Origin of the sequence: Arthrobacter sp. fls2-241-R2A-172 (assembly GCF_030208885.1) — a bacterium.
GTDB lineage: Bacteria > Actinomycetota > Actinomycetes > Actinomycetales > Micrococcaceae > Arthrobacter.
Genome location: NZ_JARVTB010000003.1, coordinates 204,491 through 229,108, shown reverse-complemented (window position 1 = coordinate 229,108; position 24,618 = coordinate 204,491). Strand labels below are relative to the sequence as shown.

Here is a 24,618-nt window from a genome sequence, read left to right as displayed (position 1 = left end):
CGCTTGAGGCGCAGATCACACAGTCGGGCTGGCATCCCGGGCGGAGCGCGCACCCAGAAACTCGCGGCGGGCTACTCCGGCTTGATGTTCTTCAGGGCGTCGTCAAAGCACTCGCAGAGGGCCAGTACCGCCACCAAGTGCGCTTCCTCGGCGTGGGGTGGATCGGTGTTGATGCAGATGGCTTCATTCACCGAGTCTGCGAGATCCTTGGACTCCTGGCCGGTGAGGGCCCAGACCCGGGCACCCCCTGCTTTGGCGGCGGCAGCAGCGTCCCGCAGGTCGTCGGTGATGCCCTTCGCAGCCAGGAGGACAACGATGTCGCCCCGGCGGACCTGTTCTGAGATTTGGGCGCTGATACTTGCAGAAGCTCCATCAGATCCGCTGGAGCCCTTCGGAATGTAGATGGCTTTGAAACCGGAGCCACCCCCGGGGTCGTGGGCCGCGAGCTCCGAAGTGAACCTCTGGGCTTCGTGCGATGAACCGTCGCTGCCGGCAGCGAACACGGTCCCTCCCCGTCGCCGGACACGCGCCAGTTCTTCGCCCCATTCGGCGAGCCTGGAGGACTCCCGGCGCAGGGACGCAACCGCTGGACCGATTTCGCCCAAGTGCCCAAGAACCACATCCACGGCGTGCCGGCTCGCCTTGGACCCGGCCGCACGCACCTCCTGACCTGTTCGCCTCACCACGATGCTCACTTTCCCGCCTCCGTTTCCCGGTCGAAACTATAGGTTCCGATCGCCGTCGCGCGTTGAACCCTCCCGTACTGAACCGTTGCGATCGGACCTGTCCCGGGTCAGACGCTCCCCCTCCGCCGCGTCGGTGCGATCGGTGGTGGATTCATCCAAGCGGTCCGAGCCGTTGGAACGGTCGTGGTCGTTGGCGTTCGGGTCCAGCTTGTCTGCGTGGCGAAGGTGCTCCTCAACGCGTCCGCGAGCCTCGTCGGCTTTCTCCGAGTGGCGTTCAGCTTCCTTGCGGAGCCGGTTGGCCTCCACTTCGGCCTGCAGGGCGTTGGCTTCGGCCTGCGCGGATTCGGCTTTGGCCTGATGCGCGCCGATCGCTTCTTCGGCGGCCTTCTCCCGCAGCTCTTCGGCGCGGTGACGGTTGACTTCGGCCTTCTTCCGGCGCCCGACGACGACCGCGATCACGACTGCGGCAATAACGACGACGGCGATGACGATGATCAGCACCAGCTGTCCTGTGTCCATCTGGATTACCTCCCTGATGTGCGGCTTTTAGGGGCGCCGCCCGTTGCCCACGCTGTGGTTGCTACCGAAGACGTACCCCGGCGGGAGTACTTCCAAACGATGTACATGGCCTAGGCCGGGAGTTCCATCCTGAAACCACAGCGGCACTGGAGCACGCGGGTTTTCAGGTAAACGTCCATGAGGCCGTCGTCTGTGTCTTCGGTGGAAAGCGGTGCGTACACGCTGCGTGCTGAGTTCGTTGAGAATTGCATCGGTTCGCCGCAGTGGAAGTACTGTCCGCCGAATTGCAACAGTCCGGAGACGGTTCCGTTGCGGTTCAGCACGGCAGCGACTTCATGGAACGCTGCGGTGTGCGCATAGGAGGATTCGCAGGCCAGGCAGGTGTAGGACACGGAGACCAGCAGCTCGCCGGAGTGCGGCTCTATGGACTCGATTGTCTCCAGGTCCAGGTGATCGGTGGACCCGCACTTGCCGCACAGCAGCGCCTGGGCTTTGGGATGCTGCGTTGAGCCAGGAATCAACGGATTTCTCATCATCGACAATCTGATCTCTCCTCGGTCCACTCTGTCCGATAACTCTCCCTGCCACTATCGTAACTAATGGTCAGCTTACTTACTAGTTTCTGGATGCAAGCGCATTGTCCGAGGTCCAGCGGCCTTGTGCCGAGGTATCAACTCTGCTTCGCTGGGAGGGTCTCCTGCAGCGTGGGACAGCTCCAGCCGAACAGCAGGGAGAACCAGTTGTGAAAGCAGTGACATGGCAAGGCCGGCGCTCTGTGAGCGTCATCGACGTCCCGGATCCAACCATTCAAGAACCCACGGATGTGATTGTACGAATCACGTCCTCGGCCATCTGCGGTTCGGATTTACACCTGTACGAGGTCCTTGGCCCATACATGCATAAGGGCGACGTGATAGGCCACGAACCCATGGGAATCGTGGAAGAAGTCGGCTCGGAAGTCCACCGCCTGAAGAAGGGCGACCGTGTGGTGGTGCCCTTCAACATCTCCTGTGGGCGTTGCTATATGTGTAATCAAGGCCTGCAGTCACAGTGTGAAACCACCCAGGTCACTGCCAAGAACTCGGGAGCCGCCTTGTTCGGATATTCAGAACTTTATGGCTCCGTGCCCGGTGGACAGGCGCAGTACTTGCGGGTCCCGTTCGCCGATTACGGTCCGGTCAAAATCGAATCCGATGCCCCCGACGAGCGCTACCTTTTCCTTTCGGACATCCTTCCCACCGCGTGGCAGGCAGTGGAGTACGCGAACGTTCCCGAAGGCGGCACACTCGCGGTGCTCGGACTGGGGCCGGTGGGCCAGTTCGTTGCCAGGATCGGCGTCCATAAGGGATTCAGGGTGATCGGCGTCGACCCGGTGCCTGAGCGCAGGGCCCTGGCGGAGCAGCATGGGGTGGAAACCATGGACTACAGCCCGGACGTTGCAGGCATGATCCGGGAGGAGACTGTGGGACGCGGGCCGGACTCGGTGGTGGACGCCGTAGGAATGGAAGCCCACGGCTCACCCGTGGCGTCCTTACTGCACAAGGCCGTGTCCTTGCTCCCGGACAAACCGGCACAGGCCGCCATGGAGACCATGAGCGTGGATCGGCTTGCCGCGTTGCACACTGCCATCGACATGGTCCGGCGCGGCGGGACGATTTCCCTGAGTGGTGTCTACGGCGGACAGGCGGACCCCATGCCGCTGATGACCATGTTCGACAAGCAGATCCAGCTGCGGATGGGCCAATGCAACGTTCGTAGCTGGACTGATCAGCTGCTCCCCCTGGTAGAGGACGACGCCGATCCGCTGGGCGTCATGCATCTGGTCACCCATACGGGTTCCTTGGATGAGGCACCTGAACTGTACGAGAAGTTCCAGAAGAAGCAGGACGGCTGCATCAAGGTGGTCCTCAAGCCATAGGCAGCCGGCACTTCACGGACCTTCAGGAAACATCCAGAATCGCTAGATAGCCTAGCGATTGTCAGAGTTGGATTACATCGAAGGAGGGCCCATGGGACTCGGAGACAAGATCAGCAACAAGGCACAGGAAGTCACCGGCAAGGCAAAGGAAGCCTTGGGCGACGCCACCAATAACGAGAAACTGCAGGCCGAAGGAGCCGCTGACCAGGCGGCAGCCAAGACCAAGCAGGCCGGAGAGAACGTCAAGGACGCCGCAAAGGACGTCTTCGACAAGTAATCCACCAGCAATAACCACACAGCGCAACGCCCGGCTTCCCCGATGGGGAGGCCGGGCGTTCGTGTTTGCCTGGAGGATCTACTTCTGGGCCGGCAGGACCAACTCGCCCGACTTGTCCGTGGACAAGGCGAGAGACGAGATGAACCGGGGTTCGCCGGCGGGCCCGTCCTTGCCGGAGCGGAGCATGTCCGGGCGTTCGAACTCGATGCCGGTGACGTGGCACAGGAGCTTGGCATCGCTCGGGTTGCCGTCGGCGTCAAACATGGGGAGGTCGATCCCGTCATCTGTGCGCCGGAGGTAATAGCGTCCCTTGGTCGCCAGTGCCAGGACCGGCGGCAACACCAGGGCCAAGCCCACCGCGAAAATCGGTGAGAATGGCTGCACGGCAGAACCGAAGGCCCCGAAGAAGACGGCGATCGAAACTCCCGCGGAGACCAGCATGGACACGAAGCCCACCGGGTTCACCGCATAAAGCATCCCGCGGCGGAACTCGGGAACCTTGGGCGAAATCTTCAGCAGGTACTTGTTGATGGCGATATCCGAGGCCACCGTGACCACCCAGGCCATGGCGCAGTTGGCGTAGAAGCCCAGGATGGTGTTCAGGAACTCGAACATGTTGGACTCCATGAGGATCAGCGCGATCACCAGGTTCACCACAACAAAGACCATCCGGCCCGGGTATGTCTTGGTGATGCGGGTGAAGGAGTTGGTCCAGGCCAGGGAGCCGGAGTACGCGTTGGTGACGTTGATCTTGATCTGCGAAATCACCACAAGCACGACGGCCAGGGTCATCGCGAGCCAGGCCGGCATCATTTCCTCGTAGACGCCCAGGAACTGGTGGACGGGTTCATTGGCGTGGACTGCTGCTGCTGGGTCGAGCTTGGCGATGAGGTAGATCGCAATGAACAGGCCGATGATCTGCTTGATGGCTCCGAAGATCACCCAACCCGGTCCGGCCAGGATCACTGCACGCCACCAAGCCCCCTTGTTCTCCGCGGTCTTGGGTGGCATGAAGCGGAGGTAGTCGATCTGCTCGGCAATCTGCGCCATCAGGGACAGGCAAACACCGGCCGCCAGCATGACGGAGGCCAGGTTGGGGCCGCCTTCGCCTGACGCGCCGGTGAAGGCGAAGAACGCATCGATGCTTTCCGGGTGTGAAAGGAGCAGATACCCCACGGGAACAACCATCAGCAGCAGCCACAAGGGTGTGGTCCACACCTGCAGGGTGGCCAGCGTCTTCATCCCGTAGATCACCAGGGGGATGATGATGATGGTGGACACTGCATAGCCGATCCACTGCGGGATGCCCAAGCCCAGCTGCAGGCCTTGGGCCATGATGGAGCCCTCGAGGGCAAAGAAAATGAAGGTGAACGTGGCGAAGATGATGTTGGTGACCACCGAGCCGTAGTAACCGAATCCCGAGCCGCGGGTGATCAGGTCCAGGTCGATGTTGTACCGGGCCGCGTAGTAGGCCAAGGGGAAGCCCGTGGCGAAGATGATGACGGCGGCCACGATGATGCCGAAAATCGCATTCACTGTTCCGTAGGCGATGCCGATGTTGGCGCCGATCGAGAAGTCGGCCAGGTAGGCAATGCCACCCAGAGCACTGGTGGCCACCACTCCAGCGCTCCACTTCCTGTAAGAGCGCGGGGCGAACCGGAGCGTGTAATCCTCCAGGCTCTCCTTCGCGGCACTCAATGCGTCGGCGTTGCCTTGCGTCGGTGTGCCGGCGGTGCCGATTCCGATGGCGGTGCTTGCCGCCGTCGTCGGCTCCAATATGGCGGTACTGGTCTTGTCGTCACTCATGCGTGGTCGCTTTCGTCCGGGGAGGGTGCCTCGCCCACGACGCTAGTAATGCAGCGCGTCAATTCCGTCACGTGCGTGTTTCGCATCTGTAACTTCTGTATCAGCGGCCCCGCGTGCCACCACCAAAATCCCCGATCAGGCTTTGTGCGCAACCCACAAAATCGACGATGACCTGCACGGATACCGTCAAGGCATGACCACCGAAGCCATCAGTTACGCCATCCTGGACACCGCCCGACAACAGGTTCTGGAACGCGGTGAGGGCCCGGACGAGGCGCAGCTCATCGAGATCCTCGAACTCCCCGACGACGCCATCCCGGCAGCCCTGCAACTGGCCCACGAGGTGCGGCTCAAACATTGCGGGGAGGATGTCGAGGTGGAAGGCATCATTTCCATCAAGACAGGCGGGTGCCCCGAGGACTGCCACTTCTGCAGCCAGTCCGGCCTGTTCGACTCCCCTGTCCGTGGCGTGTGGCTGGACATCCCCGAGCTCGTGAAGGCAGCCAAGGAAACCGCCGCCACCGGCGCCACCGAGTTCTGCATCGTCGCAGCCGTCCGTGGCCCGGACATCAAACTGATGAACCAGATCAAGTTCGCGATCGACCGCATCAATGAGGAAGTGGACATCAACATCGCCTGTTCCCTGGGCATGCTCACGCAGCGCCAAGTGGACCAGCTGGCGGAGTGGGGCGTGCACCGCTACAACCACAACCTCGAAACGGCCCGCAGTTTCTTCCCGGAGGTGGTCACCACACACAGCTACGAGGAACGGCTGGAAACCTGCGCCATGGTCAAGGCAGCCGGCATGGAACTGTGCTGCGGTGCCCTGATCGGCATGGGTGAATCGGTGGCTCAGCGCGCCGAACTGGCCGCTCAACTGGCAGCCCTGGAACCGCACGAAGTCCCCCTCAACTTCCTCAACCCCCGCCCCGGAACACCCTTGGAAAACCAAGGAATCATGGACGGCAAGGATGCCCTCCGTGCCATCGCCGCCTTCCGGCTCGCCATGCCCCGCACCGTGCTCCGCTATGCCGGCGGCCGCGAGCTGACGCTCGGAGATCTTGGCACCCGCGATGGACTGCTCGGGGGCATCAACGCGGTGATCGTCGGCAATTACCTGACAACGCTGGGCCGCCCCGCCAACGCCGACTTGAACCTCCTGGTGGAGCTGAACATGCCCATCAAGGAATTCCAGAAGTCCCTGTGACAACCGGCTACTGCGGCCGTTGCGGCGGCGTCGCAGACGCGCCGGCAGCGCCAGGCGACATTCCGACGTCGGACCCCCACCACAGCTGCCGGCAGCAGTTGGCGATGGAACCGCCACGCTACTGCGGGGAGTGTCGAAGGAGGATGAAGGTCCAGGTGACTCCGACGGGCTGGACGGCGGAGTGTTCGCGGCATGGCCTCACGCGGTTTGGTGCAGATCCTGCCCCTCAAAGCGCTTCCTAAAACGGCATCCGTTCAAAACTCCCTGGGTAGGCTGGATCCATGGGCGAAAGCCGGGACCGTCTGACGCAGGAGCAGCGCAGCCGCAACATGTCCAAAATCCGTGGGAAGAACACCAAGCCCGAACTGCTGGTCCGCAGGCTGCTGCATGCCAAGGGCTACAGGTATCGGCTGCATGGACAGGCCGGGCCAACCAAGTTGCCCGGCCGCCCGGACCTTGTGTTCGCGGGCAAGCGAAAAGTCATTTTCGTCAACGGCTGCTTCTGGCATTTTCACGACTGCAAGGTTGGCTTGCATGCCCCGGCGGCCAACGCGGAGTTCTGGGAAGCCAAACGTTCCCGGACCCGGGAGCGCGACGCAAGGCAACGGGAGCTGTTGCTGGCTGCGGGTTGGGACGTACTGACCGTATGGGAATGCGAGCTCGGAAACCGGTCGATGCTCGAAGAGCGGCTGACCGGTTACCTCGACGCGGGCAGTGGCTAGCGGGCGGAGGTGGTTGTCGGGGCTGATTCACCAACGTGCTCTACACCGGCGCCATGAGAGCTCTGCTCCCAGAGGGCAAACGCGGCGGTACCGCCGATGCCCAGGAGGATGGTCATGCAAACGACAATCACAACCATGAGTGCCGGTGATATTCGAGCCCCACTGTCCATGCTGTTTCCGCTCCTTGGTTCAAGGCTGACATCCCCGGATCAGTGACCCCCAACCTGCTCCCCATCACTTTCCGGCCCGGCGATCAAGACTGCCTCTGAGTCCGCTCAAGATTGGATCAAGCTTTGGATTTCTGGCGCGTGGGTAGTTCTGCGGGTCCTACTGTTGAATCGTGAATCGATTGTTTGGAGGCGGGAGGGGTTTGGTGTCTGAGCACGGCGAATGCACCGAAGTCCTGGTGGATCGCACGGTCCTCATCGCCCTCCAGGCCGAGCTTGGCGGCGACCCGGGCATCATCAGCGCATTCGTCAGGAACTACGTATCCCTGCTGCCGTGGCGGGTTTCGCGGCTACATGCCGCCCTGGACAACCTGGACATGGAAGATGCCATGGACGCAGTGTTGAGCCTCAAGACCTCCAGCCACATGGTAGGCGCGATCTGCCTGGAGTCGTTGGCACAGGAACTGGAGATCAACCTCCGCCTCTTGCCCAACGAGAACCACCTCAAGGAGCTGAGGCCCCTGGTGACCCGGATCGAGCAATACGTGTTTGGCACCATCGCGGAGCTGGAATCTCCGGTTCTGTAACCAAGCGCGGTTCTGTGACGAAGCGCCTTAGTTGCTCTGCACCGGTGGTGCGAGCCGGTATCCCACGCCTCGGACCGTCTCCAGCCAACGCGGTGCCTGGATGCTGTCCCCAAGCTTCTTCCGCAGGTTGCCCATATGTACCTCAACGGCACGCTCATCGGCGTCGCTGACGTAACTTCCGACGTCGTATGGTTCGTTCCTGAGGCGGCGCGCAAGATCGGCTTTGGTCCGCACAATCCGGCCTGTCTCCAGCAAGGCCAGCAAGAGGTCGAACTCGGTGCGGGTCAGTTTCAGTTCTTTGCCATTCAGCACGGCGCTGCGTGAGCCCGCGGAAACGGACAGGCCGTTATGGGCCATCTCGGGATCGGCTTCGTCCGGCGCGCTCCTGGTGTCCGACGACGCGCGGGGCCTCCGCATCATGGCCTCCACACGGGCGCGCAGCTCGCGGGGACGGAATGGCTTGGTGAGGTAGTCGTCGCCGCCGGCTTCGAGGCCCATGAGGGTATCGAGTTCTTCAGCGCGTGCGGTGAGCATGATGATGTAGGCGTCCGAGGACTTGCGGATTTGGCGCGCGACCTCAAAACCGTCGATGTCGGGAAGGCCGAGGTCCAAGGTGATGACGTCCGGATTCAACTCGCGGGCCGACATGACGCCGGCAGATCCCGTGGACGCAGTGTGGACATCAAACCCCGCCTGGGATAGAACCACACGTACCAATTCGCGGATATCCTGGTCATCTTCAATGACCAACCCCACACGTACTTCACTCATCGCTGCCCCTCAGCCCCTTCGATAACCTCAGAAGTATATCCGTTATGGTTAGGCTGATCTCATGAACCAAATTTCTTCTGCATCCGTGGTGGATGTGCCATGACCGGCCCTTCTTTTTGGGATATTGGCGAAAAGAAGAAATTGTTGATCTTTCAGCGCTCCTTCCATGAACATACCCTGCGGATGCGGGTAGTCCTCAGCCAATTGCCGTTATCGGTATGTGTCTGCTTGTCGGCTGTATTGGTTTGGCTGTTTTTTCCGGCCACACTCGAAAATCCGTTGTTCCTGATCTTCCTGCTCAGCCAGGCTTTTTTGTTGGCATTGTGCATCATTGTGCCGTGGCACAGGCTTCCCTTTGCCAGCTTCCTGGCCATCCCCATCCTGGACATGGTGTCCATCGCGTTCGGCCGGGAGGGCGGGCAGGAAGCACTCACTGGCCTCAGCGTCCTTGTGGTACTGCCGGTCATTTGGCTGTGTGCGTCCGGGCTTTACCCGAAGCTGGCCATAGCCCTGTCCTTCATTGGCCCCTTGGCCATCGTGTGGTCCCCATTGTTCGCCCGGGGTGACCTCTCAGAACAGGCCCTGACCAAGCCGCTCCTGTTCCCCATTCTGATTCTCGGCATCGGCGTGTCGGTCAGCGTGCTGACCTTGAGCATGGTTCGCCAGCAGCGTGCATTGGAGCAAAAGGACGAAGCACTCAAGGAAGCCCTGGATGTGAGCACCAAGCAGGAACGCCTGCTGAACACCGTCATGGAGGCCCTCCCGCTGGGTGTGGTGGCGGTAGACGGGGACGGGCACGACATCCTCATGAACCGACGCCAACGGCAGACCCACACCCTGGCGACTCCCCCGGACATCGAAGACCCCAACGAGTCCCAGCTGCTCGTCTTCGACACCGACCGGACGACCCCCTTGCCGGCCGACCGGCGACCGGTGCGCCGTGCTGTGCTGGGCGAACGGTTCACCGACCAGCTCGTGTGGCTCGGCGACGGCAAGGACCAGCGCGCCTTCACCGCAAGCGCCCGCCCCATGGTGGACGATGCCGGGAAGTTCGCCGGCTCAGTGGTGGTGTTCAGCGATGTAACCGAGTTGGTGAACGCGTTGGCTGCCAAGGACGACTTTGTGGCCAACGTTTCCCATGAGTTCCGCACTCCCCTGACGTCCATCCTGGGCTACGTGGAACTGATCCTTGACGATCCTGATGTGTTGGATGCGAGGTCCCGCAAGCAGCTGGATATTGTCCGGCGCAACGCCGAACGGCTGCTCACCCTCGTCTCGGACCTCCTGGCTGTCCGCTCGGGCCAAATCGCCATCCAGCCACATGCCGTGGACGTCGCGGAGCTGGTGCGGGGCAGTGTTTCCTCCGCCGAACCCCGGGCAGCTAAGGCCGGGATCAGGCTATCCATGAACCTCCCGGACGCCTTGGAAGCGCACGTCGACTCGTCACGGATTGCGCAGGTGCTGGACAACCTGGTGTCCAATGCCATCAAGTACTCCCCGGACGGTGGAGACGTCGAGGTAGCTGCGTGGGAAGACCAGGACTTCGTTTTCTGCCGTGTCACCGACACCGGCATGGGCATGAACGAAGAAGAGCAGGCCGAGGCCTTCACCAAGTTCTTCCGTGCCGGCGGCGTCCGCAACAGCGCTATCCCTGGGGTGGGGCTGGGACTGCCCATCAGCAAGGCCATCGTTGAAGCCCACGGAGGAACCATTACCTTGGAAAGCGAACCGGGCCGAGGCACGACCTTCACGGTGAAGGTGCCTGCCTAAGGCTCAACGCTTGGCCGGTGATCCTCCCACCAAGGCCGAGTCACGACGCCGGCCGAACAGGAAGTAGCTGACGGGACCGAAGAAATTGATGAAGGATGCGGCCCGCCACAAGCCCTTCCTGCCCCGGATATTGGCGTCCGGGGTTTTGGCGATGCTCCGCTGCGCGGCCACCAGCAACGCCATGTTCACCACGCCGCTGGCCACCACGGAAATCCGCTGGCCCTTGCTCATATCCCGCCACGATTTCTTGCGAGCCATGGTTTTGCCTCCACTCCGGATAGGTTCCTTCTCAGGCTAGTCCGACGGCGGTCCGCCCGCCACAGCCTGGCGCACCACTTCTCCCCATGACTGTTCGGCAAGGTCAGCCACCGATGCCAGGATTTCCGCAGGAGGCCGGGAAAGGTCCAGCGGATACTCCACAATGTCGATGTCCGTGTTCAGGATCCGGCGCAGTTTCATTTCCCCCGAACCGGCATACACCAACCAGGCAGTGGGAACCCTGAGCGCCGTGCAGTACGCCAGCAACTGGTAGTGGTCGGCACTCAAGGAGGCACCGGCGTCGGAGGCGGCTTTGTACTTGGAGTCGTACACCACCACGGGACGGCCGCCCAGGAAGTGGACGGCGTCGGGCCGGACGGTGATGCGGTCGGAGTCACGGACGGCCTCGTTGAGCAGGGCTCCGTACTGGAGCCGCATCTCTCCCGGATGCGCGCTCATGGCACTTCGCAGGGCTGCGCCAACGAACTCCTCGAAAACCTGGCCCATGTCCACCACAAAGGAGGCGCTCTGCTGTTTGCCCACACCGGCTTCGGCGGAGGCGTTGCGCAGGATCACCTCGGAGAGGCGCAGCACCGGGTGGTACCTGAGGTTCATCCGGCTGGCCCGCCACGGCGGAAGCGGAGCCCCGGACTGAAGGCGGGTGACGGCGTCGAGCTTTCCCTTAAGCTGGCGCAAGCGGCTCAGGACGTCGGGCCGGACACCGGGAACCTGTCCCATCCGCTCCAGGGCGGACCGAAGTATCCGGTTCTCGGCAATGTCCTCCGTGAACTCGTCGTAGGACACTTCCAACGGAACCATCATGCCGGGGCGGCGGGAGATCTGGTCAGAGATGCGGATACGGCCCTTGACGGTCCGGAGTGATTCGTCCACGGTCAGGTAGCCCTGGAGGACGCCCCTGCTCAGTGCCTTGTCCGCGAGCTGGGCCAACGATTCGGCCAGCGCGCTCCACAGGTCCGGGTGCTCCACGGCCTCCACTGACTGGTCGCGGAAGCCTTGTTCGCCGGCGTAGCTCAGCAGGAAGAGCAGGCGGCTGAGGCCCAGCCGGTCTTTCGGGCGGACTTCCAACTGCACCGTGGCAGTGCGCACGGAGCCCACCTTGCCCACCGGTTCTATCCGGTAGAGGCCCATGCCCATGGGCGATGCCTTCGCCAGTCCGCTGGCGTTGATAAACGCCGCCGATTCGGGGTCCAGCTTGTCCACTACTCCGCCGGAGAGCTCATCCATGACAATGTGCCGCGGACCCGATGGTCCGCGGCGGGCACTCGCAGGAGCCCGGCCGGGCTTCGGCGGGATGGCGCTAGCGGGCTGCAAGACGTCCCAGCAACTGTTCCAGGCCGAAGCGTTCTTCCAACTGTGCCCGGTTCAGCTGCCCGTGGTAGTGCTCCTCCAGCAACGGCATGAGCTCGTACTTCCAGATGCGGCGCAGGCCCGTGGGATTCTGGGCCGCGTTCTTCATGAAATACGACGGCCCGATCATGAGGTCACGGTCCCAGTCGTCTATCGCGTCATTCAGCGCATCGAGGAGGTCGGCGTTGAGCGTATCCAGGCCGCGCGCTTCCAGGAACCGGCGCAACGTGCCACGGATCGGCTCCTCTTTGGGGTGCAGTTCGATGAACGCAAAACGACGGCGGATGGCAGCATCCATCATGGCGATTGAACGGTCCGCGGTGTTCATGGTGCCGATGATGTAGAGGTTGTCGGGCAAGCTGAAGGGCTCGTTGGGGCTGTACTGCAGGTAGATGCGGTCGTCCCTGTACTCCAGCAGGAAGTAGAGCTCACCAAACACCTTGGCCAGGTTGGCACGGTTCATCTCATCGATGATCAGGAAGTACGGCTTGTGCGCGTTTTCGGGCTTGGCTGCTTCCTCAGCGAGGCGCCGCAGGGGTCCGGCAACGAGCTTGAAGGAAACCTGGCCGTCGTCGGTCTTGTCCGGCCTGTACCCCTCGAAGAAGTCCTCGTAGGCGTAGGAAGGGTGGAACTGGACCAGCTTCACGCGCTCGTCCGTGTGGTCGCCTGCGAGTTCGGCGGCGAGGTGCTTGGCCAGGTACGTCTTGCCTGTTCCCGGGGGGCCGTAGAGCACCAGTTGGCGGTTTTCCTCCAGCAGTTCAGCGATCTCCTGGAGGGGTTCCAGGTCCATGTGCAGGGACGCCGCGAACTCTTCAGTCAGGGGACGGAAACCTTGCTGGACAACCTCGACGACGGCGGTTGGCGGCGCTTCGTCCTCGCCGTCGGTCTCGGCCTCCACCGGAAGCAGTTCCTGCAGCGCCTGGATGACCCGGGTGACGTCCACCAGGATGCCGGGGGTGGAGAGCTGCCGCTGGGCGTGGCGCGGAAGTTCCGGAATGGCATAGCTGTCATCGAACCAGCGGACCTTGCGGCGGATGCGCCGGTTGTCCTCGTGGTGCTCCGGTTCACCGAGAACCACACCGACCCGCACCCGGCCGGCGTGCTGGTACAGGGTGAGGTCGCCCGGTTTCATGACGGTCAGGAACGCAAAGACGGCCGTCTTGGTGTCTTCCCGTTCAACATAGCCAAGATGCTTGTAGTCCTCATCCACGGCATGCTGGACAACCCCCGCAGTAACTCCCGCAGTGAGGGTGCGCAGGTGCTCAACATCCAGGGTGGCCTTTTCCTCGGCAACCCATGAAGCCAGGAGGTCCGCATTGTCGTGGTGCGTGCGCAGGAGCCAGGAACGACGACCCGGGTCCCCCACCTTCCGCCACTGGCTCACCAATTGGCGCGCGTACCAGTCGATGCGCTGCCCGGCCTGCTCGTCCAGGTGCAAGCGGATGCGGTGGATGTCCGCGGTAATATCCTCGTCCGTGTCGCCCTTTGCCCCGCCCACCAGCGACGCGAAAGCGTCCCTGATTTCCTGCCGTTCGACGTCCGCAACCACAGGCTCGAAGTAGCTTGGCCACACCAGGTACTCGATGCTTCGGCGCAGGGCGGGCTGGTCCCCAGGGGTGCCGGCCGCAAGTTCGTGGAAGGCCAGCGGGTCCGCGAGCGCCGTGCTGATGGTGGCCGTGCTTTGGCTGTCCACGTGGGCCACAAAACGGCACAGCCACTTCAGGTGGTCCCAGATGGTCCAGTTGAATTCCGCGGTCCGGTCACGGATGACGCCGTGGTCCGTCATGCCCTCATAGAGTTCCTCCGGGAGCTCGATAGGCGGCTCAACCCACGATGCTGCCTCGGCAACCCGGGCACGCTTCACCCTCAGGGACTTGACCTCGTGGGCGAGCGGGAGGGACTGCAGGAACAGCAGTTCAACGGCCAGGAGTTTGGCCTCCCGCGAGGCACCGTCAAGGTTGTGGCGCAGGTTGGTCATCATGGGCGCCTTGGAGTCTTCCACCCCACGCTCGAGCCGTTCAAGCAGCTCCGCGGCGGCGTCCGATGTCCACGTCAGCGTCCGTCCGTCCAGCGCCGACGGTCTCCCTTTCAGCGCCGGACCGAGCACATACCAGGCCGCGTCCTCGATCTCCTTGGAGACTCCGGGGGCGCGGTCAAGGGCAGGTTCTACGGAGGGAATCACCATGCCAACTTACCCTGTTTGGCTTAAGCAAGCATCTGGATATCCACAGGTTCGCGGCCCGGGCCGGCGCTCCCGTCAGTGCATGCCGAACTGGTACGCCGCCGGCACGGGTTCACCTGGGCACACTTCCTCCCACAGCGCCGAAATCGCGTCTTCGCCCTCCCGGAGGTCCGGAATTTCGACGCCGTTGCGCAGTATCGCGGCGGCCTCGGCTGCGTGGCCACCCCTTGCGAGCGCGAGCGCCTTGAGGAACGTCAAGCGCCCGACGACGGCCCCCTCCTTCGGTGCCGACTCCGCCAGGTCCAAGGCCATAGTGGGGTCGCCGTGCCTGATGGCCAAGGTCACGGCCTCCGACAGGAAAGCAACGCTGGAGGAATCGGTTTCCACCCCGTCCCGCAGCTCAGAGAGCCCCTCCTCATCGCGCCCCGCCGCGAGCAACGCCAGGCCGAGCCCACGGTGCGCAAGCGCCTTGGTGCGCCTCCGCACCCCCTTGGCCTGAAGGACCTTCCGGTAGCCTTCCTTTGCGCCTTCGAGGTCCTGCCGTGCGTGCCTCATCGTGGCCAGATGGAACGTGGCTTCAGGATTGTCCTGCGCGGCAAGCAACTCTTCCCAGTCCCACCCCGCAACGTAACTGGGTGCGCCGTCGAACGCTTTTCCGTGAAGAAGCCCAAGCCAGGGTTCCTGTTCCTCCGTCACGCTCTCGTCCACGAAGGGTGTCCCGCTTTCGTCGATCCAGCGCCTGCCTGCCTTGAGCCGCCGGGCGCGTTCCACCACACCCCAGCCACTGCCGTACAGGAGCATTTTCGACGGCGGGACGTCGGCATTCGTGATGGCGGCCGGAAGCATGGCCTCGAGATCATCGTGGGGCAGCAGCTCTTCCAGGCGCGCGCTTGCATCGGCCACTGCAGCACCCCAGTCCGCACCGTGCGAGGCCTCCGGGTCCAGATGCCCGTTGCCGTATGCCTCCACCCAGGCCCACTCCGCGCCGGCCGGCATCACCAGGTGTTCGAACTGGGTCTGCGCCAGGCCCGCTTGGATCTCCGCGTAGGGCCCTGCTCCGGGGCTGAGCCACTCCTGCCACCGTTTGCCACCTTGGCCCTGGCCCCAGACGAACAGCTTCTTCCCGCGCAGGAGGCCCGTGGACAGCATCGCCAGCCCGTCGCCGTCGTCGTCTGCTGCTACCACCCAGCGCCGCTCGCCGGGGTCGATGTCGAAGAAGAAGTCAGCTGCGTGCGGGCTGTTGACCGGCCAGGTTCCGTCGTAGCCTTCGTGGCTGGTGGGCCGGACGCGGGTGATGTCCGTGGTGTAGTCGCTGCCAAAGGCCTCGTCGGCCGGGGCAATGACTCGGGTTCGCTCGGTTTCCGGGATGGCTGCGTTGCTCCACCAGTACATGGGGACGTCGTGGTCGTTGGGGTTTCGCAGCCGGACGGCCGCGAACACCACGGCCGAATCCTCGGGAAGCCAGATGTCCACTTGGAACACCACTTCGCGCAGCCGTTCGTACTCCCACATCCGAAGGATGTGCTTGCCGTCAGGCGTGTGGACGATCGCCGTATGCAGCGGATCGCAGCTGGTGGGCGAGTGGCCACGGGTGCCGATGTTCCACTCCAGTCCGCCCGCGAACCACGCCTTGCGCAGCGCGATGTTGGCCAATTGCGGGGAGTCGTGGGTGTGGAGCAACTGTTTGCCGGTGGCTTTGTCGAACAGTTCCCAGATGCGGCCGCCCAGCGACGGAAGGACCGTCACCCTCAGTTTGCTGTTTTCAAGAACGACGGCGGGCACCTCCTTGGGCGCTGCCGCCCGGCTGTAGCCGTCCTGCATCAGGTACGGGTAGACGTTGGGCACCAGACCGTACCGGGCCGAGGTTTGGAGTTCCTCCGGGATGCCCTCGCCCACGGTGTAGGGCTGGTCCAGTTCGGCAGCGACCACAGGCAGGGGATTCAGGGGGCCGAGCTCGGCCATGGTCAGCGAGATGGTGGTGACGGTCAGGTTGGAAGTTGCTGTGTGTGCCACGTCAGAATCCGATCCAGAGAAGGAGGCCGCGCTGCGGCTCGATGGCTATTGATTGGCCGGGGGCGTACTCCGCGGCTGGCTGGTATCCGCGGATTGGCGGCGCTTCGATGTGGCGGCCGGTGGCGGCAGCGCCGGAGGCTCCGGCGGTGAGGGCGTCGTCGTCGAATATCAACGTCACGTCCTCAGTTTGCCCGGCCCATGATGCGAGCGCCACAACCATTCCGCGCTCCGTAAGCCAGGTGGTGGCCAGGACCTCCGGATGGCTTGTGCGGACGGGTGATTGCGGGTCCCAGAAGCCCCGCATCTGCGCGCCTTCCAGACCGGTGCCTGCCCAGAACTCCCAGAGTGGACGGTTATCCACGGCCGGGGCCCGGCCGGTCATGCCGAACACCATGCCACGCCATGGGTTTCCCCCGCCTTCCAGCATTTCGCCCATGAGGCCAAAGGGGATGCCGGACAGTTCCACCAACCAGTAGTCGGGGTCGGTGTTGTCGTAGTCGAAGTACTCCCCCAGCCATAGCCTGTCCACATAGGGCAGCTGCTCCATGTACAGGTTGGCCGAGGACGCGTACCCGTCATGCGCTGTGAACTGGTTGGCCGAGTGGAGGTCGATCTCCGGTCCAACCACACCCCGCGTCGCGCAGGCCCTCTCGAGGACCTTGCGCACGCGCAACATTGCATGCCGGTCGTAGGCGATGTCATCCAGGTAGATACCGTCGATCCCGTCATCTCCCATGGCCAGTTCCTGCAAGCTGCGCACGTAGAAGTTCTCCCACCGCGACTCGCCTGTGGTCACCACTGCGATGTCCTCGACGTTCGGCGCGAACCACGCGGACACGTAGCCGCTGCCGGCGTGTTCCTGTAGCCAGATGTGGCCTGCCCCGGGGCCGTCGCTGAAGATCTCATGGTCGAGCTGCAGCAACGGCAGCAGCTCCGGGCTGTGGAAGGTGAGCTCCCGGACGGTGTTGTAGATTTTGGCTTTGAGCCCTTTCTGATGGCAAGCAGCCACATACTTCCTCAGCCGTTCGGCGCTGAGAAGGGGGTCGTTGATGTAGGGCGCCGGTGCTGTTGCGTGATGGATGTTGACCACCGTGGCCCCGGCGGCTTTGATCTCGGACGGGTTGGCCGGTTCGTGGAAGTAGCGTTTGCCCAGGTGCTTTCCGGGCTCGATGGGTTGAACGGCGTCAGCAGGAGCCGGAAGTCAAAGTCCAGTGGCTGGCCCGCTTCCATGGTTCGGGCACCACTGGCTGCGCAGACCGCGACCTCGTCCCCGGAAGTCCGAAGGCTCACGCCGCCCCTGACCGAGTTGCCCTGCCGGTTGGCCCACGACGCCGGTTCCACCAACGGTTTTTCGCGGTAGAAATTGGTGTTAAGCGGACGCTCGTAGCTGCCGTCCCGCAAAGCCAGTTGGAGTCCGGCGTTCACCCCACCCAACCACAGCGAATCCTGGTTCCTCGTTGCGACGTCCCACGTCCAGTCAAGGGTTTCAGGCCGCCGTCCGCCCGGCACGCCCAAACCCATTGCGAACGGAACCGCGGCCCGATGGAGCGCCAACTGCAGGCCGACGTCGCCCGCTGCGAACGTCGACCCGGGCGTGAGGCGCAGGCCGTACGTCACTGTTCCGTCGGCGTCGAGAACGCCCTTCAACTCGAGCGACATGGCAGTACTTTGACCTGCCCGGCCGGTCCACCGGGAACGCCACGAGATTCGGGCCGGGCCTTCCCGCTTGAACGTGATCGGCGAATGCGTCCACTCCACACCGTCCACGTCCAACCGGATGGGCGCACTGAGAAGCTCGACGGCGGGACCTTCAGTTGACGTCACAGCGGCGGTGAACGTTGAGGTTACCTGGGCCGGAAGTCCCGATTCCGTCAGCTGCAGCGTCCTGCCCAGGATTCCGAGGGTCCTGGCGGATTCGTCGAGCGTTACTGCGGTGAACGGCGCCACGAGCTCCGAGTCCTGTGCCACTGCCGAATCCAGCCAAGCGAGGCGTCGGAGGTAGCGGGGCTCGCCGAAACCGCCCGCACTGACCACCGGGTCCGCCTCTTCCTCTGGGAGGACATCAAGCGCGACCTCGACGGTCCGCGCTGGTTGTCCCGTTGCGCTGACCGTGATCGACGCATAGTGAGTGGTCCCGGCAGCGTGCTTCGGGATGGGGAGGATAACGAACAAGGCCAGTACCGTCCCCGCTGGAACGTCCAGGGTCCTCCGCCACGGCCGGCCCAGCCGGTCCACACCGTCGGTGTTGATGCAGTGTCCGCCCGATGCTGACGCGACCTCAACGGAGAGCCCTTCCAGGTCTCGCTGCGCATACAACCCCAGCTGGACCACGTAGTCCTCGCCTGGTTGTGCTGCGGCCCGGAACGTGTCCGATGGGCCGTTGATCACCCAGTGCGCGGGCAGGTCCGCCCGCATGGAAACAGGGTTCAGGCGCTCCTCGGGGAACACCAGGAAGGCCTCTCCGGGGTGCCGGGCGTGGAGTGATTCCAGTTCGATGGCGCTGGCCGTGAAGTTCATCGGCGCGAACGAGTCCCGCTCACTGGCGGCCTCGTAGCGCAGAACCTCAGCGCGCGGAAGCCCGCGTTCCGGCGCCCACGCAGAACCCCCGACGGCGGCCGCCCACGCCGGATCCGCGGCCGGCCGCCGCGGGAGGTACTGCGCCTGCGGATAATGGGGTTTCCCGAGCATTGCGTAGGGCAGGTAGTAGACGAAGTAGATGCCGGCACCGTCGATGGCTTCGAACACCAGGGTTCCCGACTCCCTCGTAGCCTGCTCCACCGTGAGGTTCCTGACCCTGCCTCCGGAGCGCGCCGAGACAACAATGACCTCCACCGTTGCCGGCTCGGGGTCCTGCCGGCGCCACGGCAGAACCACGCGGTGTGCCCTGCCTGCTGCTTCGGCTCCTTCGGTGTGGGTGTGCGTTGTACCGACTTCGATGACGAAGCGATGGTTTCCGTACAGCAGCTTGTCCCACTCACCGATGCCGCACTTCACCTCCGGATGTCCGGGGCTGCTGCTGGTAGATGGAAGGGGATGGGCGGGGGCCGATGAAACCGGCGAGGGCAGCGGCATCGCTGGGGACTCCTGAAGGTAGCTTCCGGGGCTTTTCACCGAGTTGGTGAATCCTTCAATCATTGGCGTTGCGGCACCCTCTGTAAAGGGTCATTACGATGCGTACTCACTGGAATTTCGCCCGCACGGGGCTGGACGGCGGCGGCCTGGTTAAGCTTCGGCGCCGTTCAATGCGTTGACCATCGCTTTGGCGGCCCGAACGGTTTCGCGGTCGGTGACGGTGTAGGCCGTGGGATCGTTGCCATCCTGGGCGCCGAGGGAAATCGTTCCCTCGCCGAGGGTGGAGACAGTCCTCTTGGCTGACAAGTGAACAGCCGAAAGGCCTGCCTTGTGCATGGCAGGGATGTCCTCCAGCGCCAATCCCCCACCGGCCATGATCTGCAGGTCAGCTCCGGCCCGTTCTGCCATGGTGGCTAGAGTAGGCAGGCCCGCTCCTGCCGTGGCTTCGTGCCCGGAGGTGAGGACCCGCGTGAATCCCAGTTCGAGGAGCTGCTCCAAGGCGGCCAGCGGGTCCTTGGACTGGTCGATGGCACGGTGGAACGTCAATTCGGCGTCCTGGTTGGCGTCCCGGGCGGCGTCCGCCAGGCGTTGCAGGATGCGGACATCCAGCTCGCCGGCCCCCGTGAGCGCTCCCACCACAACCCCGTGCGCACCTTGGGCCAGCAAGTGCCGGATCTCATGCACCATGGTGTCCACGTCCGAGGCGGAATACCGGAAATCGCCGGGCCTGCATCGAATCAGCGGGTGGATTTCCAAACGGCCGTCGACGTGTTCCAGGCTGGCTTCCATGAGGCCCTGGCTGGGCGTGATGCCACCAAGTTCCAGGCTGCTGCACAGTTCGATGCGGTCCGCGCCTTCCGAGGCGGCGATCCCTGCTCCGGCAGCACTCACTACGGCTATTTCAAGTTTCATGCTGAAACTCTACGTGCCCATGGGTTCGCCTACGCGAACGGCCCCCGGGAACGTATCCCGGGGGCCGCACGCGTGCTCGACGTCAGGGAGCCTGGTAGCGTCCCAGCTGCTCCTTTTGTTCAGGAGTGAGCCGGAGGACGCGGCCGCTGGCCTCAGCGACGAAGGCCAGGTGCGTGCTGGCTTTGACGCACTCCTCCCCGGTGACCGGGTCCTTGATGACGTAGTGCAGATCGAAGCTGGCCCCTTTGATGGCGCCCACCCAAATCTCCACGACGGCCGGAACATTGCGGTATTCCAGCGTCCGGACGTAGCGGACCTTGTGTTCAACAACCAGGGTCATGGTGCCCTCGTCAACATCGTTGAAAAGAGCTGCCGGTGGCTCAACCCCGGGGAGTCCCGCACCACGGGGAGGCCCGAAGGCTGCGATACGGGCTTCCTCGAGCATGCGCACGATCTGGACGTTGTTGATGTGGCCGTAGGCGTCCATGTCGCCCCAACGCATGGGCACGAGGACCTCAATGCGCTGGGGCGTGGCGGATGCTCCGGTAGCCGGCAATTCCGTGCTCAGCTGTGCACCGCCGTCGAATCGTCCACCGCGGTCTCTTGCTCACCCGCGAACTGCGACATGTACAACCGGTAGTACGCGCCCTGCAGGGTGAGCAGATGTGCGTGGTTGCCTTGCTCCACGATCTTGCCGTTCTCCATGACCAGGATGGTATCGGCGTCGCGGATAGTGGAGAGCCGGTGGGCAATAACGAAGCTGGTCCGGTCAGTGCGCAGTGCCGCCATGGCTTTCTGCAGCAACAGCTCGGTCCGGGTATCCACAGAGCTTGTCGCCTCGTCCAGGATCAACAGGGACGGGTCGGACACGAACGCGCGCGCGATGGTGATGAGCTGCTTTTCACCTGCGCTGACGTTGCTGCCTTCTTCGTCGATGATGGTTTGGTAACCGTCCGGCAGGGCACGTACGAAACGGTCCACGTAGGTAGCCTTGGCCGCCTCCATGATCTGCTCTTCCGTGGCGTCCAACTTGCCGTACTTGATGTTGTCGTAAATCGTTCCACCGAACAGCCAGGCATCCTGCAGCACCATGCCCACCTTGGAGCGCAGCTCGGCACGGCTGAGGTCCTTGATGTCCACGCCGTCCAGTGTGATGCGGCCGGCGTTGAGCTCGTAGAAACGCATGACCAGGTTGACCAGTGTGGTTTTACCCGCCCCGGTTGGTCCGACGATGGCTACCGTGTGCCCGGGCTCAGCGCTGAAGGAGAGGTCCTCGATCAACGGCTTGTCCTCCACGTAGCTGAAGGAAACGTGCTCGAATTCAACGTGGCCGTCGGTCTTGGCCGGCAGGTGGCGCGTGCCGGTCTCTTCGATCTCTTCATCGGCATCGAGGAACTCGAAGACCCGCTCGGCAGAGGCAACGCCGGACTGCAGCATGTTGGCCATGCCGGCGATCTGGCCCAGGGGCTGGGTGAATTCACGCGAGTACTGGATGAAGGCCGTGGCGTCACCCAGGCTCATTGAGCCCGACGCGACCCGCAGGCCACCCACGACGGCAATGCCAACGTAGGACAGGTAGGACACGAAGTTCATCGCCGGGAAGATCACGCCCGAGACGAACTGGGCACCGAACGATGCTTTGTAGAGTTCGTTGTTCTTCTCATCGAAGCGCTCCAGCATGTCGGCGTCGCGGCCGAACACCTTCACAAGATCGTGGCCGGAGAACGCTTCCTCGATCTGGCCATTCAAAGCGCCGGTGTTCTTCCACTGTGCCGCGAACAGTTTCTGGCTGCGGGCACCGATGACGCCTGCCAGGATGCCGGAGAGCGGCAGGGCGATCAACGCGATCAGCGCCAATTCCCAGGAGACGATGAACATCATGACCGTAATGCCCAGCACCGTCAACACGGAGCTGACCAACTGGGAGAATGCCTGCTGCAGGCCTTGCTGGACGTTGTCGACGTCGTTGGTCACGCGGGACAGGATGTCTCCACGCTGGCGGGTGTCGAAGTAGTTCAGCGGGAGCCTGTTGAGCTTCGCCTGGACATCGTTGCGGAGCTTCTTGATGACCCGCATGACGATCCTGTTGAGCAACCACCCTTGTGCCCAGAGGAAGATGTTGGCCACAAAATACATCAGCAGCACGATCGAAATCAGGAACGTCAGCTTGGGGAAGTTGATCCCGTTGGTGAGCTCCATCTTGGAGACCATGTCCGCAAAGTTGCCTTGGCCCTGCTGGCGCATAAGCTCGACGAACTGTTCCTGGGAGACGCCCTGCGGGATTTGCTTCCCCACGACGCCGCCGAAGATGACGTCCATGGCACTACCGAGGACCTTGGGGGCAATGACGTTCAGGACCACCGAGACGACCACCAGGCCGATCACGATGTACACGCCGACGCTTTCGGGTTTCAGCAGGCCCATGAGCCGCTTCGCCGACGGCCAGAACGCTTTGGCCTTCTTGGCCGGAACGTCGCCGAACATGCCGCCATCAGCCTCTGTGGGGACGTATTCCTCTTCTACGAAGTCTTCGTCCTCAAGCACTTCGGTTGCGACCTGGGCCTCGGCTGTCGCCTTGGCATTCTTGGCGGCTTCTGCCTTGGCAGCCCAGCCGCGCTTCTTCTGCTGGTTCTGCCCGCTCATGCCACTTCCTCCACGCTCAACTGTGATTCAACGATTTCCTGGTACGTGGGCGACGTTTCCAGCAGTTCGTCGTGCGTTCCACGGTCCACGATCCGGCCGTTGTCCAGCACCAGGATTTCGTCGGCGTCGGCGATGGTGGAGACACGCTGGGCCACGATGATGACCGTGGCGTCCTTCGTCTTGGCCTTCAGGGCCTTCCGGAGCCGGGCATCGGTGGCAACGTCCAAGGCCGAGAAGGAATCGTCGAACAGGTAGACGTTGGGTTTGGTGACCAGGGCCCTGGCAATGGACAGACGCTGGCGCTGCCCCCCGGAGACGTTGGTTCCGCCCTGGGCGATGCGTCGGTTCAAGCCGGACGACTTCTCCTCCACAAAGCCCTTGGCCTGCGCGGTTTCAAGCGCATCCCACAGTTCCTCGTCAGTTGCATCCGGCTTCCCGAAACGAAGGTTGTGCTCGATCGTGCCGGAGAACAGATACGGTTTCTGCGGAACAGCCGAGACGCGGCTGGTGATCTCCGAGGCGTCCATCTTGGTGACGGGTACGCCGTCGAGCAGTACATCACCTGAAGCGACGTCGTAGAGTCGCGGCAGCAGCGAAACCAGGGTGGTCTTGCCGGCACCCGTTGAACCGATGATGGCCAGGGTCTTGCCCGGCTCTGCCGTGAAGGAGATGTTGCTCAGTACGGGTGCCTCGGCACCGGGGTACTTGAACGTGACGTCGCGGAATTCGACACGTCCCTTCTTCTCAGCGGGCACCACCGGTGAGGTTGGGTTATGGATGGAAGGCTCGACGTCGAGCACCTCACCAATACGGTCGGCGCAGACGGAGGCACGCGGAATCATCATGGCCATGAACGTACCCATCATGACGGCCATGAGGATCTGGAGCAGGTACTGCAGGAACGCCGTGAGCGCGCCAACCTGCATGTCGCCGGAGTCCACGCGCTGGCCACCGAACCACAGCACAGCGGCCGTGGAGAGGTGCAGGATCATCCCGATGGCCGGGAACATCAGGACGAACAGGTTACCGATCTTCACGGACACCGCGGTCAGCTCGTCATTGGCATCACCGAAGCGTTTGGCTTCATGGGGCTCACGCACGAACGCACGAACCACGCGGATGCCGATGATCTGTTCACGGAGGACGCCGTTGATGGCGTCGATCTTGGTCTGCATGGAGCGGAACAAGGGCATCAAGCGGACCACAAGGTAACCAACTACTGCGACGAGTACCGGGACCGAGACCCACACCAGCCAGGAGAGGCTGAGGTCCTCGCGGAGTGCCATGATGATGCCGCCAACACACATGATGGGTGTCGAAACCATGAAGTTCAGGCCCATCAGCACAAGCATCTGGACCTGCTGGACGTCGTTGGTGCCGCGGGTGATCAACGTGGGGGCACCGAAACGGTTGACGTCCTGCGCCGAGAAACCGCTGACCTGGCGGTAAACGCTGCGCCGAAGATCGCGGCCGATGGCCATGGCCACCCGGGCCCCGAAGTAGACGGCGATGATGGCGGAGAGCACCTGTCCCAGGGCCACCGCGAGCATGAGGGCACCGGTCTGCCAGATGAAGTCGGTGTCCCCGCGGGAGACACCCTCATCGATGATCTTGGCGTTGAGGCTGGGGAGGTAGAGCGTGGCAATGGTAGAGGCCAGCTGAAAGAACAGCACGGCCGCTATCTGCGGCAAATACGGCTTGGAATAGCGCCGTATAAGGGTGACAAGCATGCCCACGGGT

Annotated in this window: 22 protein-coding genes; 7 read left to right on the top strand and 15 right to left on the bottom strand. The window is 63.2% G+C overall.

The features are described 5' to 3' along the window. Window positions 1-71: 71 nt before the first annotated feature. The 3 genes from QRM57_RS06580 to QRM57_RS06570 form a co-directional block, all read right to left on the bottom strand. Window positions 72-695, bottom strand: coding sequence for an SIS domain-containing protein (locus QRM57_RS06580; protein WP_284985997.1), 624 nt, complete (start codon window positions 693-695; stop codon window positions 72-74). Window positions 696-722: 27 nt separating this feature from the next. Continuing rightward, complete coding sequence (locus QRM57_RS06575) at window positions 723-1,205, bottom strand: hypothetical protein (protein ID WP_284985996.1); 483 nt, start codon at window positions 1,203-1,205, stop codon at window positions 723-725. Window positions 1,206-1,315: 110 nt separating this feature from the next. After that, window positions 1,316-1,741 (bottom strand): hypothetical protein, encoded by a 426-nt coding sequence (locus QRM57_RS06570; RefSeq protein WP_284985995.1) that lies wholly within the window; start codon window positions 1,739-1,741, stop codon window positions 1,316-1,318. Window positions 1,742-1,947: 206 nt separating this feature from the next. On the opposite strand from QRM57_RS06570, the gene QRM57_RS06565 reads away from it, so the two are divergent. After that, complete coding sequence (locus QRM57_RS06565) at window positions 1,948-3,123, top strand: zinc-dependent alcohol dehydrogenase (RefSeq protein ID WP_284985994.1); 1,176 nt, start codon at window positions 1,948-1,950, stop codon at window positions 3,121-3,123. A 91-nt stretch (window positions 3,124-3,214) separates the two neighbouring features. Then, complete coding sequence (locus QRM57_RS06560; RefSeq protein ID WP_211712941.1) at window positions 3,215-3,400, top strand: CsbD family protein; 186 nt, start codon at window positions 3,215-3,217, stop codon at window positions 3,398-3,400. 78 nt (window positions 3,401-3,478) lie between these two features. On the opposite strand, the gene QRM57_RS06555 is transcribed toward QRM57_RS06560, so the two are convergent. After that, window positions 3,479-5,206, bottom strand: coding sequence for a purine-cytosine permease family protein (locus QRM57_RS06555; protein ID WP_284985993.1), 1,728 nt, complete (start codon window positions 5,204-5,206; stop codon window positions 3,479-3,481). A gap of 193 nt (window positions 5,207-5,399) precedes the next feature. Here QRM57_RS06555 and bioB point away from each other — a divergent pair, with 193 nt between their 5' ends. From bioB to QRM57_RS06540, 4 genes are all read left to right on the top strand, one after another. Further along, window positions 5,400-6,413: a biotin synthase BioB gene (bioB, locus tag QRM57_RS06550; protein ID WP_284985992.1), complete on the top strand. Its 1,014-nt coding sequence runs from the start codon at window positions 5,400-5,402 to the stop codon at window positions 6,411-6,413. Continuing rightward, window positions 6,410-6,655, top strand: a complete 246-nt coding sequence (gene bsaP, locus QRM57_RS21040; protein WP_502868623.1) for a biotin synthase auxiliary protein BsaP — start codon at window positions 6,410-6,412, stop codon at window positions 6,653-6,655. The genes bioB and bsaP overlap by 4 nt, the downstream gene beginning before the upstream one ends. Window positions 6,656-6,694: 39 nt before the next feature. Next, a complete protein-coding gene (locus tag QRM57_RS06545; protein WP_284985991.1) occupies window positions 6,695-7,135 on the top strand; it encodes a very short patch repair endonuclease in 441 nt (146 codons plus the stop codon). Between the two features lie 373 nt (window positions 7,136-7,508). Continuing rightward, window positions 7,509-7,889 (top strand): Hpt domain-containing protein, encoded by a 381-nt coding sequence (locus QRM57_RS06540; RefSeq protein ID WP_284985990.1) that lies wholly within the window; start codon window positions 7,509-7,511, stop codon window positions 7,887-7,889. A gap of 27 nt (window positions 7,890-7,916) precedes the next feature. On the opposite strand, the gene QRM57_RS06535 is transcribed toward QRM57_RS06540, so the two are convergent. After that, the gene (locus QRM57_RS06535; protein ID WP_284985989.1) at window positions 7,917-8,660 is read right to left on the bottom strand and encodes a response regulator transcription factor; all 744 of its coding nucleotides are present in this window, start codon (window positions 8,658-8,660) and stop codon (window positions 7,917-7,919) included. A gap of 99 nt (window positions 8,661-8,759) precedes the next feature. Between QRM57_RS06535 and QRM57_RS06530 the strand changes: the two genes are divergently transcribed. Further along, a complete protein-coding gene (locus QRM57_RS06530; protein ID WP_284985988.1) occupies window positions 8,760-10,430 on the top strand; it encodes a sensor histidine kinase in 1,671 nt (556 codons plus the stop codon). A gap of 3 nt (window positions 10,431-10,433) precedes the next feature. Here QRM57_RS06530 and QRM57_RS06525 read toward each other — a convergent pair whose 3' ends face one another. From QRM57_RS06525 to QRM57_RS06485, 10 genes are all read right to left on the bottom strand, one after another. After that, window positions 10,434-10,688, bottom strand: coding sequence for a PLDc N-terminal domain-containing protein (locus QRM57_RS06525; protein ID WP_257368854.1), 255 nt, complete (start codon window positions 10,686-10,688; stop codon window positions 10,434-10,436). A 36-nt stretch (window positions 10,689-10,724) separates the two neighbouring features. After that, entirely contained in the window at window positions 10,725-11,933 is a 1,209-nt protein-coding gene (locus tag QRM57_RS06520; RefSeq protein WP_284985987.1) for a 5-methylcytosine restriction system specificity protein McrC, read from the bottom strand. 73 nt (window positions 11,934-12,006) lie between these two features. Next, window positions 12,007-14,241 (bottom strand): McrB family protein, encoded by a 2,235-nt coding sequence (locus QRM57_RS06515; RefSeq protein ID WP_284985986.1) that lies wholly within the window; start codon window positions 14,239-14,241, stop codon window positions 12,007-12,009. A gap of 72 nt (window positions 14,242-14,313) precedes the next feature. Then, entirely contained in the window at window positions 14,314-16,251 is a 1,938-nt protein-coding gene (locus QRM57_RS06510) for a DUF5107 domain-containing protein (RefSeq protein ID WP_284985985.1), read from the bottom strand. A gap of 1 nt (window position 16,252) precedes the next feature. Beyond that, window positions 16,253-17,362 carry a hypothetical protein gene (locus tag QRM57_RS21035; RefSeq protein WP_502868632.1) on the bottom strand — a complete coding sequence of 370 codons (1,110 nt, stop codon included), beginning with the start codon at window positions 17,360-17,362 and terminating at the stop codon, window positions 16,253-16,255. Beyond that, window positions 17,269-19,386: a glycoside hydrolase domain-containing protein gene (locus QRM57_RS21030; RefSeq protein ID WP_502868622.1), complete on the bottom strand. Its 2,118-nt coding sequence runs from the start codon at window positions 19,384-19,386 to the stop codon at window positions 17,269-17,271. Before QRM57_RS21030 ends, QRM57_RS21035 begins: the two co-directional genes overlap by 94 nt. An 87-nt stretch (window positions 19,387-19,473) precedes the next feature. Then, a complete protein-coding gene (locus QRM57_RS06500; protein ID WP_284985984.1) occupies window positions 19,474-20,235 on the bottom strand; it encodes a copper homeostasis protein CutC in 762 nt (253 codons plus the stop codon). 82 nt (window positions 20,236-20,317) lie between these two features. Beyond that, window positions 20,318-20,737: an acyl-CoA thioesterase gene (locus QRM57_RS06495; protein ID WP_235519731.1), complete on the bottom strand. Its 420-nt coding sequence runs from the start codon at window positions 20,735-20,737 to the stop codon at window positions 20,318-20,320. Window positions 20,738-20,799: 62 nt separating this feature from the next. After that, a complete protein-coding gene (locus QRM57_RS06490; protein ID WP_284985983.1) occupies window positions 20,800-22,878 on the bottom strand; it encodes an ABC transporter ATP-binding protein in 2,079 nt (692 codons plus the stop codon). Then, complete coding sequence (locus tag QRM57_RS06485) at window positions 22,875-24,608, bottom strand: ABC transporter ATP-binding protein (RefSeq protein WP_235519059.1); 1,734 nt, start codon at window positions 24,606-24,608, stop codon at window positions 22,875-22,877. Before QRM57_RS06485 ends, QRM57_RS06490 begins: the two co-directional genes overlap by 4 nt. Window positions 24,609-24,618 lie beyond the last annotated feature (10 nt).

What these genes read in the sequence shown, in the direction of transcription:
- QRM57_RS06485 (WP_235519059.1), bottom strand. Translation starts at nt 24,608, where the DNA reads ATGCTTGTCACCCTTATACGGCGCTATTCCAAGCCGTATTTGCCGCAG.
- QRM57_RS06500 (WP_284985984.1), bottom strand. Translation starts at nt 20,235, where the DNA reads ATGAAACTTGAAATAGCCGTAGTGAGTGCTGCCGGAGCAGGGATCGCC.
- QRM57_RS06515 (WP_284985986.1), bottom strand. Translation starts at nt 14,241, where the DNA reads ATGGTGATTCCCTCCGTAGAACCTGCCCTTGACCGCGCCCCCGGAGTC.
- QRM57_RS06570 (WP_284985995.1), bottom strand. Translation starts at nt 1,741, where the DNA reads ATGATGAGAAATCCGTTGATTCCTGGCTCAACGCAGCATCCCAAAGCC.
- QRM57_RS06520 (WP_284985987.1), bottom strand. Translation starts at nt 11,933, where the DNA reads ATGGATGAGCTCTCCGGCGGAGTAGTGGACAAGCTGGACCCCGAATCG.
- QRM57_RS06535 (WP_284985989.1), bottom strand. Translation starts at nt 8,660, where the DNA reads ATGAGTGAAGTACGTGTGGGGTTGGTCATTGAAGATGACCAGGATATC.
- QRM57_RS06530 (WP_284985988.1), top strand. Translation starts at nt 8,760, where the DNA reads ATGACCGGCCCTTCTTTTTGGGATATTGGCGAAAAGAAGAAATTGTTG.
- QRM57_RS06545 (WP_284985991.1), top strand. Translation starts at nt 6,695, where the DNA reads ATGGGCGAAAGCCGGGACCGTCTGACGCAGGAGCAGCGCAGCCGCAAC.
- bioB (WP_284985992.1), top strand. Translation starts at nt 5,400, where the DNA reads ATGACCACCGAAGCCATCAGTTACGCCATCCTGGACACCGCCCGACAA.
- QRM57_RS06490 (WP_284985983.1), bottom strand. Translation starts at nt 22,878, where the DNA reads ATGAGCGGGCAGAACCAGCAGAAGAAGCGCGGCTGGGCTGCCAAGGCA.
- QRM57_RS06525 (WP_257368854.1), bottom strand. Translation starts at nt 10,688, where the DNA reads ATGGCTCGCAAGAAATCGTGGCGGGATATGAGCAAGGGCCAGCGGATT.
- QRM57_RS06560 (WP_211712941.1), top strand. Translation starts at nt 3,215, where the DNA reads ATGGGACTCGGAGACAAGATCAGCAACAAGGCACAGGAAGTCACCGGC.
- QRM57_RS06575 (WP_284985996.1), bottom strand. Translation starts at nt 1,205, where the DNA reads ATGGACACAGGACAGCTGGTGCTGATCATCGTCATCGCCGTCGTCGTT.
- QRM57_RS06495 (WP_235519731.1), bottom strand. Translation starts at nt 20,737, where the DNA reads ATGCGTTGGGGCGACATGGACGCCTACGGCCACATCAACAACGTCCAG.
- QRM57_RS21030 (WP_502868622.1), bottom strand. Translation starts at nt 19,386, where the DNA reads ATGATTGAAGGATTCACCAACTCGGTGAAAAGCCCCGGAAGCTACCTT.
- QRM57_RS06555 (WP_284985993.1), bottom strand. Translation starts at nt 5,206, where the DNA reads ATGAGTGACGACAAGACCAGTACCGCCATATTGGAGCCGACGACGGCG.